Source organism: Streptomyces sp. NBC_00510 (assembly GCA_036013505.1).
GTDB lineage: Bacteria > Actinomycetota > Actinomycetes > Streptomycetales > Streptomycetaceae > Actinacidiphila.
The window spans coordinates 6825997-6838240 of sequence record CP107851.1 but is presented as its reverse complement, the minus strand read 5'-3'; the positions used below and the strand labels follow the sequence as shown (position 1 = coordinate 6838240).

Below are 12244 nucleotides of genomic sequence, written 5' to 3'. Positions count from 1 at the left end.
CCCCCGGTTGAAGGACCGGGACGTCAGCAGCTGTACGCAGCTGTGCGGAGCCGAAGGAGCCATCGTGGAGAGCGAGCCGACGCGAACGCGCCGCCGGCACAGGTCGCCGTGGGTGATGTCGACGGTGGCCGTGGCCGTACTCGCCGCCGGGGGCGGTGGCGCCTACTGGGCCTCGTCGAGTGCCGAGGGCGGTGTCCCGCGCGCCTCGGGCGGCAGCGGGAACGACGCCCCGGAGCCGCTCGAACTGGACGGCGCCACCGGCGGCACGGGAGCCGAGCTCACCGTCCGGGGCGATCTGCCCGACGGCCCCTCCTCCGCTGCCGTGCAGCGGCCGGGCACCGTGTCGCGTGCCGCCGTGGAGCGGCTCGCCCAGGCCCTGGGCGTACCCGGCACGGTGAAGTCCGACCACGGCGTCTGGAAGGCCGGCGGTACGCCGGACGGCGGCGGTCCGGTGCTCCGGGTGAACAAGGACGCGCCGGGCACCTGGGCGTACTCGTACTACGGCGGCAAGCCCCGCAAGGGCCGCGCCCCGGCCCGGGACGACCTCGCGGTGCCGGCGGCGGAGGCGCTGCGCAAGGCCGCGCCGGTCTTCGCGGCGCTGGGACTGAAGGACGCGCGGACGGACGCGAGCGAGGTCTCGGGGGTGCTGCGCACGGTCACCGCGGACCCGCGGGTGGCGGGGCTGCCCACGCACGGCTGGCGGTCGGCGGTGCAGGTCGCCTCGGACGGGCTGCTGGTCACCGGGTACGGCATGATGGCGCCGCTGACCAGGGGTGACACCTACCCGGTGGTGTCGGCGAAGGAAGCACTGAAGCTGCTGGAGCGCCCCGGGACGGGCGGTGACCTGGGGATCGGCGACTGCCCCACCGTGGTGCCGAAGCCCTCCCGTGCCCCCGGCGACGACCCGGGGCTGCCGCAGGTGCTCCCCTGTGTGCCGACGGCGCACCGGCCGATGGAGGTGCGGAAGGCCGAGTTCGGCCTGTCGGCGCAGTTCGTGGCCGGGCGCCAGACACTCGTGCCGTCCTGGCTCTTCGAGGTGGCGCAGGAGGGCGTGACGCGCACCTCGGTGCTGGCCCAGCCGGCGGTGGACCCGGCGTACGTGCGGGGCGGCACGGCCTCGCCCGCGCCCTCGGGGACGGCGGCGCCGGCCGCCGGGGCGGCGAAGGTCGAGTCGTACCGCGCCGAGGGGACGGAGCTGACCCTGCGCTTCTGGGGCGGGGTGTGCAGCGACTACACGGCCTCGGCCGACGAGTCGGGCGCGGTGGTGAAGGTCAAGGTCACCGCGGTGGAGAGGGAGCCGGGGAAGGCCTGCATCATGATCGCCGAGCGGTTCTCCCGCACGGTCCGGCTCGACACGCCGCTGGGCGACCGCAAGGTCGTCGACCTCTCCGACGGCAGCACCGTGCCGCGGAAGTAACCGGCGGGGCCCCGGCAGGGCGCGTCAGGACATGCCGAAGGCGGCGGGCACCCCGGGTGCCCGCCGCCTTCGCGCGGGGCTCAGTGGAACGAGTCGCCGCAGGCGCAGGAGCCGGTGGCGTTCGGGTTGTCGATCGTGAAGCCCTGCTTCTCGATCGTGTCGACGAAGTCGATGGAGGCGCCGCCGAGGTACGGGGCGCTCATGCGGTCGGTGACCACCTTCACGCCGCCGAAGTCCTTCACGACGTCGCCGTCGAGCGCACGCTCGTCGAAGAACAGCTGGTAGCGCAGGCCGGAGCAACCGCCCGGCTGGACGGCGACGCGCAGCGCGAGGTCGTCGCGGCCCTCCTGCTCGAGCAGGCTCTTGACCTTGGAGGCCGCCGCGTCGGACAGGATGATGCCCTCGCTCTGGCTGGTCTCGTCCTGAACCGTCATCTGATCCACTCCCGGGTTGTACGGATGCTGCCACAACGGTGAACCGGTGGCTTCCCGGATTCATTCCTCCGGGTCCCATTCGTCTTGGCGCCATCCATGCTCGCACACCGGGCCCTGTACGGGTAATGCGTCACATTGACGCGAGGGCCATCGTCATTCTGACGCGAACGGGTTATGATAGATAGTGTCAAATAGACGAAAAGGTTTGAACCGCAGTTCCGCAGAGAAAGGGCTTCGGGCCCGTGACCACCACATCCGAACCGCTGGACGTCCAGCCGACCCCGCTCGCCCTACTCCTCCTGGGCCGCGAGTCCGACCCGCGCAGCGAGCGCGGCGTCGACTGTCCCGGCGACCTGCCCGCCCCCTCGGACCCGGATCTGGTGGAGCGCGCCCGCGCCGCCAAGGCGAAGCTCGGCGAGAAGGTCTTCGTCCTGGGCCACCACTACCAGCGCGACGAGGTCATCCAGTTCGCCGACGTCACCGGCGACTCCTTCAAGCTGGCCCGTGACGCCGCCGCGCGCCCCGAGGCGGAGTACATCGTCTTCTGCGGTGTGCACTTCATGGCCGAGTCCGCGGACATCCTGACCTCCGACGCCCAGCAGGTGATCCTCCCCGACCTGGCGGCCGGCTGCTCCATGGCCGACATGGCCACCGCCGAGCAGGTCGCCGAGTGCTGGGACGTGCTCACCGAGGCCGGCGTCGCCGACGTCACCGTGCCCGTCTCGTACATGAACTCCTCCGCCGACATCAAGTCCTTCACCGGCCGTCACGGCGGCACCATCTGCACCTCCAGCAACGCCAAGCGCGCCCTGGAGTGGGCGTTCCAGCAGGGCGAGAAGGTGCTCTTCCTCCCCGACCAGCACCTCGGCCGCAACACCGCGGTCCGGGAGATGGGCTTCTCGCTGGAGGACTGCGTCCTCTACAACCCGCACAAGCCGAACGGCGGGGTCACCGCGGAGCAGCTGCGCGACGCCAAGATGATCCTGTGGCGCGGCCACTGCTCGGTGCACGGCCGCTTCTCGCTGGACTCGGTGGAGGACGTGCGCGCCCGCATCCCCGGCGTCAACGTCCTGGTGCACCCCGAGTGCAAGCACGAGGTCGTCACCGCGGCCGACCAGGTCGGCTCGACCGAGTACATCATCAAGGCCCTGGAGGCGGCTCCGGCCGGTTCGTCCTGGGCGATCGGCACCGAGCTCAACCTGGTGCGCCGGCTGGCCAAGGCGCACCCGGACAAGCAGATCGTCTTCCTCGACAAGACCGTCTGCTTCTGCTCGACCATGAACCGGATCGACCTGCCGCACCTGGTGTGGACGCTGGAGTCGCTGGCCGACGGCAAGGTCGTCAACCGCATCCAAGTCGACCGGGAGACCGAGCACTTCGCGAAGCTGGCGCTGGAACGGATGCTCGCCCTGCCGTAGGGGCAGGATGGGCGCATGATCCTGCGCCCGTTGCACGACACCGACGAGGACGCCGACGCGACAGCGGTCGTGGCCGCCGCCGCGTTCGGCGCCTCCGACGCCCTGCCCGGCGGCGGCCCGCCCGAGGAGATGCCTCCCGGGCGGGCCGCTCTGCTGCGACGGCGCAACCGGTACGTCGCGCGTACCGACCCCGGTGGCTGCTGGCTGGCCGTGGACGACACCTCCGGCATGCCTCTCGGGGTCGTCATGTCGACGCGCCGCGAGGGGACGTGGGGGCTCTCCCTGTTCGCCGTGCTGCCCTCCGCGCAGCGGCAGGGGGTCGGACGCGAACTGCTCGCCGCCGCCATGGCGTACGGGCGCGGCTGCCTGCGCGGCATCATCTGCAGCTCCCCCGACCCGCGGGCGGCGGCGACCTACCGCCGGGCGGGCTTCGCGCTGCACCCGGCGATGCGCCTGGAAGGCGCCGTCCGCAAGGGCGACCTGCCCGCGCCGGACGGGGCGGTGCACGAGGGCTCGGCCAAGCACCGCGACCTGATGGACTCCGTGGACCGGCGCACCCGGGGCGGCGCCCACGGCCCCGACCACGACCAACTGCTCACCGAGTGCCCCCTGTTGGTCGTGGACGACCTCGCCGGGAGCGGCTACTGCTACGTCGACCGGGACGGACACGTACGACTGCTGGCCGCGACCTCGCGGCGGCTGGCGTCCCGGCTGCTCACCGCCGCGCTGCTGAGCCTGCCCGAGGGCACCACCGCGCGGGTCCCCAACCTGACGGCCGAGCAGCAGTGGGCGGTGGACGTGGGCCTGACGGCCGGGCTGGAGCTGAGCACGTCAGGCTGGGTCTGCCTGCGCGGGATGCGTCCGCCCGAGCCGTACATCCCGTCCGGGTTCTTCCTGTAGACGGGGCAGGGCCCGGGGCGTTCACGAACGCCCCGGGCCCTGCCGCCGGTCGTACTGCGCCGGGTCTCAGACCTTGGCCAGCTCCGACTTCTTCTGCGTCTCCTCCTCGCCCGGGCCTGCGGCCCCGGCCGCCCGCTTCAGCGCCTTGCGCTTGGCACGGCGCTCCTTGCGGATCTCGACCATCGTGTAGAGGGTCGGGACGAGCAGCAGGGTCAGCAGCGTCGAGGTGAGCAGACCGCCGATGACGACCACGGCGAGCGGCTGGGCGATGAAGCCGCCCTCGCCGGTCACCCCGAGGGCCATCGGGAGCAGGGCGAAGATGGTCGCCAGCGCGGTCATCAGGATCGGCCGCAGACGGTGCCGGCCACCCTCGATGACGGCCTCCACGACGCCGTACCCCTGGGCGCGGTACTGGTTGATGAGGTCCATCAGCACGATCGCGTTGGTCACGACGATGCCGATGAGCATCAGCATGCCGATCAGCGCCGGGACGCCCATCGGGGTGCCGGTGATCAGCAGCAGGCCGATCGCGCCGGTGGCCGCGAACGGGATGGACACCAGCAGCACCAGCGGCTGGATCAGGCTGCGGAAGGTACCGACCAGCAGCATGAAGACGATGGCGATCGCGGCGAGCATCGCGAGCCCGAGCCCCACGAAGGCGTCGTCCTGGTCCGAGGAGACACCGCCGATCTCGGCGGTGGCGCCCTTGGGCAGGTCGAGCGACTTGATCTTCGACTGCAGGGCGGTGCTCACCGCGCCGGTGTTGTCGCCGGCCGGCGTCGCCGTGATCGTCGCGGCGCGGGCGCCGTCGATCCGGGTCTTCTGCACCGGGCCGGGGGCCTCGACGACCTCGGCGACCTTGCCGAGCTTCACCGGTCCCACGGGGGTGGGGATGGTGAGGGCCTTCAGTTCGGCGACCGTCCCGGCCTTCTGCTCGGAGACCACCCGAACGTCGCGCTCGGTGTCGTCGAGCACCGCGGTGCCGACGGTCGTACCGCGCACGGCCTGGGTGACGGCGGCGCCGATGGTGGCGTCGTTGAGGCCGTACTTGGCGGCCTCGGCCTGCTTGGCGTGGACCTCGATGCGGGGCACGCTCTGCGCGAGGTCGCTGGTGACGTCGGTGACGTCGTCCAGCCCGGCGACGGCGTCGCGGACCTCGGCGCTGGCCTTGGCCAGGGTGTCGGCGTCCGCGGCCTTGACCACGACCGACAGGTTCTGGCTGCCGAAGCCGCCGCCGCCGGAGACCGAGGTCGTACCGACGCCGTCGAGCGTCTTCAGGCCGGCGCGGATCTCGTCGAGGACGCCGGCGCTGTCGTCGGCGTTCTTCAGCTTCACCTGGAAGCTGGCCTGGTTGGCGCCGGTGCCGCCGCCGAAGGCCGCCAGGAAGCCGGAGGAACCGACGGTGACCTGGTAGTCCTGGACCTGGTCGATGCCCTCGAGGAGCTTCTCGACCTTGCGGGCCGCCGCGTCGGAGGCCGCCAGGCTGGTGCCCGGCGGGAGCTCCTGCTTGACGGTCAGGGTGTCCTGGTCGCCCTGGTCGAAGAAGTTGGTCTTGAGCATCGGGGCGAGCCCGAAGGTGCCCAGCAGGACCGCGACCGCGATCGCGATGCTGGTGAGGCGGCGCCGGGTGGCGAAGCGCAGCACGGGCACGTAGAGCCGCTGCAGCAGGCTGCGGGCCTCCTCCTCCTCGGCCCTGCGGCGGATCTCGTCCGGGTCCACGGTGCCGGCGTCGGCCGGGGGCTTGAGGAACCAGAACGAGAGCACCGGGACGACCGTCAGCGACACCAGCAGCGAGGCCAGCAGCGCGGCGGCGACGGTCAGCGAGAACGAGCCGAACAGGGCGCCCACCATGCCGCCGACCAGGCCGATCGGCACGAAGACGGCGACCGTGGTGAGCGTGGAGGCGGTGACCGCGCCGGCCACCTCGCGCACGGCAGCGATGATCGCGGACTGCTTCTCCTCACCGTAGGCGAGGTGCCGCTTGATGTTCTCCAGCACCACGATCGAGTCGTCGACGACGCGGCCGATGGCGATGGTCAGCGCGCCCAGGGTGAGCATGTTGAGCGACAGGTCGCGGGTCCACAGCACGATCAGCGTCAGCACGACGGAGAGCGGGATGGAGACCGCGGTCACCAGCGTCGAACGCAGCGACGCCAGGAAGACCAGGATGATCACGACCGCGAAGAGCAGACCGAGCAGGCCCTCGGTGGTCAGTCCGTCGATGGACTTGGAGACCGCGGGGCCCTGGTCGCTGACGACGGTGAGCTTGGCGCCCTTGCCGAGGTCGCGCTCGAGGTCGGCCAGCTTGTCCTTGACGGCCGAGGAGATCGCGACGGCGCTGCCGTCCTGGTCCATGGTGACGGCGACGCCGAGGCTCGGCTCGCCGTCGGTCCGGGTGATGGAGGCGGCGGCGTCCGGGCGCTCCGCGACGGTGGCGACGTCGCCGAGGCGCACGGGCTTGGGGGCGGCGGGGATCCGCAGGTCCTCGATCTGCCGCACCGAGGCGTACTCGCCGCCGACCTGGACGGTGCGGCTCTTGCCGCTGTCGTCGAAGGAGCCGGCCGGGACGGGGTGGCCGCCGGCCTGCAGCGCCTGCACGAGGGCGGTGGCGCCGAGCTTGCGGGCGGCGAGCTTCTTGTCGTCGGGGGTGACGGTGACGATCTGGTCCTGGACGCCGGTGACGGTCACCTGGCCGACGCCGTCGATGTCCTGCAGGACCGGGACGACCGAGCGGTCGAGCGCGTCGGCGAGTGCCTGCTGGTCCAGGCCGGTGGAGGTGGCGGCGAGGACGACGGTCGGGATGTCGTCCGTCGAGCCGGCGATGACCTGCGGGTCGGCGTCCTCCGGCAGCCGCGAGGAGACCCGGTTCACCGCCTGCTGGACGTTGGCCACCAGCTTGTCGCTGTCGTTGCCGTAGTCGAACTGGGCCATGATCACGGCAGCGCCCTCGCTGGCCGTGGACGTGATGCCCGTGATGCCGTCGACGCCCTTGACGCCGGCTTCGATCGGCTCGACGACCTGCTTCTCGACGACGTCGGGGGACGCGCCCGGGTAGGTCGTGATCACCGACACCATGGGCAGGTCGATGGAGGGCAGCAACTGCTGCTTGAGGGACGGTATCGCGATGGCGCCGAAGCCGATGGCGACCACCGCCATCAGCGCGACCAGACTGCGCTGGGCGAGGCTGAACCGGGACAGCCAGGACATCGTGGTGCGGTCTCTTCTCTGTGCTCAGAGTGCTCGGGTGTTCTCGGGTTGCGGACTTTTGTCAGCCCACGCCACTTTCTCCTGTCGCGGAGGGTGGTTTCCTCAGCCCGAGGTCGTGATTGGTTCCGGGGGCGTACTGCGGATGCGGTACACGCCGGTCGTACTCAGCGCGCCGCGGGCCGCACCAGACCCGACTCGTACGCGGCGACGACCAGCTGCGCGCGGTCGCGGGCACCGAGTTTGGCCATGGTGCGGTTCACGTGCGTCTTGACGGTGAGCGGGCTCACCCCGAGGCGTTCGGCGATCTCGTCGTTCGGCAGCCCCAGCGCGACCTCGACCAGCACCTCGCGCTCGCGTGCCGTCAGCGCGTCCAGGTCCGGGGCCGCCGGTCCGCCCTCCGAGGGCAGCGGGCGCTGACCGCCGCTCTGCGCCAGGAACTGGGCGATCAGGCTCTTGGTCGCCGACGGGGACAGCAGCGCGTCGCCCTCGGCGACGGTGCGGATCGCGGCGAGCAGCTCGGCCGGCTCGGCGCCCTTGCCGAGGAACCCGGCGGCGCCGGCCCGGATCGCCTGCGCGACGTACTCGTCCGCCTCGAAGGTCGTCAGGACCAGGACCGCCACGCCGGTCAGGTCCTCGGCGGCGGTGATCTCGCGGGTGGCGGCGAGGCCGTCCGTGCCGGGCATCCGGATGTCCATCAGGACGACGTCCGCCCGGGTGCTGCGGGCCAGCGCGACGGCCTCGGCGCCGTCCGAGGCCTCCCCCACGACCTCCATGTCCGGCTCGGACTCCACGAGGACGCGGAACGCGCCCCGCAGCAGCGCCTGGTCGTCCGCGAGCAGCACCCTGATCATGCCGGGATTCTCCCATCCCCCCGCCGGGCGGCCGGCTGACCCGGCACCACCAGCGGCAGGCGGGCGTGGACGCGGAAACCGCCCTGCGTACAGGGGCCGGCCTCGCAGGTGCCGCCGAGGGCCGCGGCCCGCTCGCGCATGCCGATCAGGCCGTGGCCGCCGCCCGCGGTGCCCGGGGCCTGCGGGCTGCCGCCACGGTCGACCACGGTGACCTCCAGCGTCCCGTCGCCGCGCACGATGCGGATCTGCGCCCGCGCGCCCGGGCCGGCGTGCTTGTGGACGTTGGTCAGCGACTCCTGGATGACCCGGTACGCGGTGAGGTCCACGCTCGCGGGAAGCGTGCCGGGGTCCTCCTCGGCCACCTCCACGGGCAGCCCGGCCCGGCGGAAGCCGTCGACCAGCTGGTCCAGCACCCCGAGGCCGGGTGCCGGTTCCATGGGTGCGGCAGGGTCCCCCGACTGCCGCAACAGGCCGACGGTCGCACGGAGTTCGTCCAGCGCAGAACGGCTCGCCTCGCGGACGTGCGCGAGGGCCTGCTTCGCCTGGTCGGGGCGGCTGTCCATGACGTGGGCGGCGACACCGGCCTGCACGTTGACCAGGGCGATGTGGTGGGCGACCACGTCGTGCAGCTCGCGGGCGATCCGCATCCGCTCCTCGGCGACGCGGCGCTTGGCCTCCTCCTCCCGGGTGCGCTCGGCCCGCTCGGCGCGCTCCTCGACTGCGGCGACGTAGGCGCGGCGGTGGCGGGTGGCCTCGCCGGCGGCGGCGGCCATGCCGCTCCACGCGAACAGGGCGATGTTCTCGGCGGAGTACCAGGGCCGGGCCCCGAAGAGCATGGCGATCGCGGGCAGCAGCAGGCAGGTGGCGAGGCCGAGCCGGAAGGTGGTGGTGCGGTCGGTGCGCGTGGAGGCGGAGAAGAGCGCCACGACGACGGTGGCGGCCACCGGGGCGCGCCCCTCCCCGGTCGCGGTGAGCAGGTAGACCACGGTGACCGCGCCGGTGAAGGCCAGGACGCCCAGCGGGCTGCGCCGGCGCACCATCAGCGCGGCGGAGCCGAGGACGGCCAGCAGGATGTCGGGGACCGAGGCGTCGTACCGCTCGGTGTGCGGCCCGATGAACATGTTGCCGAGGATCACCGCGAGGACGGCGAGCGCCAGCCCGGCGTCGAGGGCTACGGGGTGGGCCTGCGGCCACAGCCGGGCCCGGTCCTTCATCGATCGATGCTGCACGCTCACCAACGGTACGGGTCCCCGGGAACGGCCGTGCCCCGGTCCGGTGCGGTACCGGGCCGGGGCACTCAGCGGGTGCGCTGGTCGGCGAGGTGTCAGCCGGGGATGAGTCCGCCGTCCCCGAGCAGTGCCCGGACCTCCTCCAAGGTGGCCTCCGAGGCCGGCAGGATCAACTCGGACGGCTCCAGGGAGTCGTCCGGCAGAGGAGTGCCGAGCCGCCGGACGGCGTCGAGGAGCGCGGTGAGCGTGCGCCGGAACCCGGCGTCGTCACCGCTCTCCATCTCCGCCAGGAGCTCGTCGTCGAGCTTGTTGAGTTCGGTGAGGTGGCTCTCGTCCACCGTCACCTGGCCCTCGCCCATGATCCTTACGATCACGACGCCCTCCTCAGGGGTGTCTCACTGCTTGTCGAACCGGGGCTGGTCCTGGGTCTGCGACGGGGTCTGGCCCTGCTGTCCGCTCTCGATGGCCTGCTGCGGGGAGCCGCCGGCCAGCTCGGCCTTCATGCGCTGCAGCTCCAGTTCGACGTCGCTGCCGCCGGAGAGGCGGTCGAGCTCCGCCTGGATGTCGTCCTTGGCGATCCCGGTCGGGTCGTCGAGGGCGCCGGAGGCCAGCAGTTCGTCCAGGGCGCCGGCCCGGGCGCGCAGCTGCTCGGTCTTGTCCTCGGCCCGCTGGATCGCCAGGCCGACGTCGCCCATCTCCTCCGAGATGCCGGAGAAGGCCTCGCCGATCTGGGTCTGGGCCTTGGCCGCGCTGTAGGTGGCCTTGATGGTCTCCTTCTTGGTGCGGAAGGCGTCCACCTTGGCCTGCAGGCGCTGGGCGGCAAGGGTGAGCTTCTCCTCCTCGCCCTGCAGCGTCTGGTGCTGCGTCTCCAGGTCGGTGACCTGCTGCTGGAGGGCGGCCCGACGCGACAGCGCCTCGCGGGCCAGGTCCTCCCGCCCCAGGGCGAGCGCCTTGCGGCCCTGGTCCTCGTACTTCGCGGACTGCTGCTGCAGCTGGTTCAGCTGCAGCTCCAGGCGCTTGCGCGAGGTGGCGACGTCCGCCACACCGCGCCGTACCTTCTGCAGCAGCTCCAGCTGTTTCTGGTACGAGTAGTCGAGGGTCTCGCGCGGATCCTCGGCCCGGTCAAGGGCCTTGTTGGCCTTCGCGCGGAAGATCATCCCCATCCGCTTCATGACACCGCTCATGGGCCTCGCGCGCCCCCTTCATTCAGCTCGCCAGCACACCTCTACAGACCCCACAGTACGGGGCCTGGTTCCATTACCCCACTGTTCTGTTGCTGATGCGCTCATCCTTAGGAACGATCACAGTTCGATGACCTCAGGCGCAGGGAGTAGGTGAGGGGCTGGGGGTCCCGTCGGCGAGCACGTAACCTTGGAGTCGTGTTCCGACGTCGTTCCCAAAGCGAGCAGACCGCGTCCACCACTGTGGTGGACGACCGGCAGCCCCGCGACCCGCAGGCTCCCAAGGGTCGCCCCACGCCCAAGCGCAGCGATGCCCAGGGCCAGCGCCGCAAGGCGGTGACCACGCCCACCGACCGCAAGGCCGCCACCAAGCAGGCCCGCGACGCCCGGCGGGCCGATCTGGCCAAGCAGCGCGAGGCCCTGATGAACGGGGACGAGCGCTACCTGCCCGCCCGTGACAAGGGCCCGGTGCGCAAGTTCGCGCGTGACTACGTGGACTCGCGCTTCCGCATGGCCGAGTTCTTCCTGCCGCTCGCCGTGGTCATCCTCGTGCTCAGCATGCTCCGCAACCCCGCGCTGCAGAACCTCTCCCTGCTGCTGTGGCTCGTGGTCATCGTGCTGATCGTCGTCGACTCGGCCTTCACCGGCTTCCTGCTCCGCCGCGAGCTGGCCAAGCGCTTCCCGGACAAGCCCACCAAGGGCGCGGTCGCCTACGCCCTCATGCGGACCCTCCAGATGCGCCGACTGCGCCTGCCGAAGCCGCAGGTCAAGCGCGGCACCAAGCTCTGAGCGGGAACGGCGGTTTCGCAGGCGCCGCCGGCTCGTGGCTGGACCGGCTGGGCGGGCTCCGGAACACCGTGCGCCAGGAGCTGGTCGCGCGCCAGCTGGACGAGCAGATCACCGCGCGCTTCCCCGTGGGGCGCCGGCTCAGGATCCTCGACGTCGGCCCCGGCCAGGGCACCCAGGCGCTGCGGCTCGCCCGTGCCGGCCACCTGGTCACCGGTCTGGAGGCCGATCCGGAGATGGCGGGGGTCCTGCGCGGGGCCGTGGCCGCCGAGCCGGAGGGCATACGCGAGCGGATCAGCCTCGTCGAGGGCGACGGCCGGGAGACCGGCCGGCACTTCGGGCCCGGCAGCTTCGACGTCGTGCTCTGCCACGGCGTGCTGATGTACGTGCCCGAGCCGGACGCCATGGTCGCCGGGCTCGCCCGGGTGCTGGCCCCCGGCGGGCTGCTGTCGCTGCTGGTGCGGAACGCCGACGCCCTGGCGATGCGGCCCGCGCTGCAGGGCGACTGGGCCGGTGCGCTGTCCGCCTTCGCGGGCGACACGTACACCAACCGGCTGGGGCTCGCCGCCCGCGCCGACCGGCGCGCGGACCTGACGACGACCCTGAGCGCCATCGGCGCGCCGCTGCACGCCTGGTACGGGGTGCGGGTCTTCACCGACACGGCGCCGGACGACTCCGTGGAGGTGCCGGAGGAGTTGCTGGCCGCCGAGGAGCTGGCCGGCCGCACCGACCCCTACCGCGGGGTGGCGGCACTGCTGCATCTGTGCGGCGTACGGAACTGACCGGGGCGGGATACCGGGGACGGGACCCCACGAACGCGA

The 12244-nt window shown here is 72.2% G+C and carries 11 protein-coding genes; 5 read left to right on the top strand and 6 right to left on the bottom strand.

Going from position 1 to position 12244, the window contains the following annotated elements; all coding sequences use genetic code 11:
- The first annotated feature begins 64 nt into the window (after positions 1-64).
- Positions 65-1417 carry a hypothetical protein gene (locus tag OG937_30830; protein WUD75774.1) on the top strand — a complete coding sequence of 451 codons (1353 nt, stop codon included), beginning with the start codon at positions 65-67 and terminating at the stop codon, positions 1415-1417.
- 80 nt (positions 1418-1497) lie between these two features.
- On the opposite strand, the gene OG937_30825 is transcribed toward OG937_30830, so the two are convergent.
- Complete coding sequence (locus tag OG937_30825; GenBank protein ID WUD75773.1) at positions 1498-1851, bottom strand: iron-sulfur cluster assembly accessory protein; 354 nt, start codon at positions 1849-1851, stop codon at positions 1498-1500.
- Positions 1852-2093: 242 nt separating this feature from the next.
- On the opposite strand from OG937_30825, the gene nadA reads away from it, so the two are divergent.
- Both nadA and OG937_30815 read left to right on the top strand, forming a co-directional pair.
- The gene (nadA, locus tag OG937_30820; GenBank protein WUD75772.1) at positions 2094-3269 is read left to right on the top strand and encodes a quinolinate synthase NadA; all 1176 of its coding nucleotides are present in this window, start codon (positions 2094-2096) and stop codon (positions 3267-3269) included.
- A gap of 15 nt (positions 3270-3284) precedes the next feature.
- Entirely contained in the window at positions 3285-4169 is an 885-nt protein-coding gene (locus OG937_30815; GenBank protein WUD75771.1) for a GNAT family N-acetyltransferase, read from the top strand.
- A gap of 66 nt (positions 4170-4235) precedes the next feature.
- On the opposite strand, the gene OG937_30810 is transcribed toward OG937_30815, so the two are convergent.
- From OG937_30810 to OG937_30790, 5 genes are all read right to left on the bottom strand, one after another.
- Entirely contained in the window at positions 4236-7376 is a 3141-nt protein-coding gene (locus OG937_30810; GenBank protein ID WUD75770.1) for an efflux RND transporter permease subunit, read from the bottom strand.
- A 164-nt stretch (positions 7377-7540) separates the two neighbouring features.
- On the bottom strand, positions 7541-8227 hold the full coding sequence (locus tag OG937_30805) for a response regulator transcription factor (GenBank protein ID WUD75769.1): 687 nt from the start codon (positions 8225-8227) through the stop codon (positions 7541-7543).
- Positions 8224-9441, bottom strand: coding sequence for a sensor histidine kinase (locus OG937_30800; protein ID WUD78940.1), 1218 nt, complete (start codon positions 9439-9441; stop codon positions 8224-8226). Before OG937_30800 ends, OG937_30805 begins: the two co-directional genes overlap by 4 nt.
- A 110-nt stretch (positions 9442-9551) precedes the next feature.
- Positions 9552-9830: a hypothetical protein gene (locus tag OG937_30795; GenBank protein ID WUD75768.1), complete on the bottom strand. Its 279-nt coding sequence runs from the start codon at positions 9828-9830 to the stop codon at positions 9552-9554.
- Between the two features lie 21 nt (positions 9831-9851).
- Positions 9852-10640, bottom strand: a complete 789-nt coding sequence (locus OG937_30790; GenBank protein ID WUD75767.1) for a PspA/IM30 family protein — start codon at positions 10638-10640, stop codon at positions 9852-9854.
- A 150-nt stretch (positions 10641-10790) separates the two neighbouring features.
- On the opposite strand from OG937_30790, the gene OG937_30785 reads away from it, so the two are divergent.
- Both OG937_30785 and OG937_30780 read left to right on the top strand, forming a co-directional pair.
- A complete protein-coding gene (locus OG937_30785) occupies positions 10791-11426 on the top strand; it encodes a DUF3043 domain-containing protein (protein WUD75766.1) in 636 nt (211 codons plus the stop codon).
- 47 nt (positions 11427-11473) lie between these two features.
- Entirely contained in the window at positions 11474-12205 is a 732-nt protein-coding gene (locus tag OG937_30780; GenBank protein ID WUD78939.1) for a methyltransferase domain-containing protein, read from the top strand.
- The last annotated feature ends 39 nt before the right edge of the window (positions 12206-12244 follow it).

Excerpts from the sequence above, each read along its gene's own strand:
- OG937_30825 (WUD75773.1), bottom strand. The coding sequence starts at position 1,851 with ATGACGGTTCAGGACGAGACCAGCCAGAGCGAGGGCATCATCCTGTCC.
- OG937_30815 (WUD75771.1), top strand. The coding sequence starts at position 3,285 with ATGATCCTGCGCCCGTTGCACGACACCGACGAGGACGCCGACGCGACA.
- OG937_30810 (WUD75770.1), bottom strand. The coding sequence starts at position 7,376 with ATGTCCTGGCTGTCCCGGTTCAGCCTCGCCCAGCGCAGTCTGGTCGCG.
- OG937_30805 (WUD75769.1), bottom strand. The coding sequence starts at position 8,227 with ATGATCAGGGTGCTGCTCGCGGACGACCAGGCGCTGCTGCGGGGCGCG.
- OG937_30800 (WUD78940.1), bottom strand. The coding sequence starts at position 9,441 with ATGAAGGACCGGGCCCGGCTGTGGCCGCAGGCCCACCCCGTAGCCCTC.
- OG937_30790 (WUD75767.1), bottom strand. The coding sequence starts at position 10,640 with ATGAGCGGTGTCATGAAGCGGATGGGGATGATCTTCCGCGCGAAGGCC.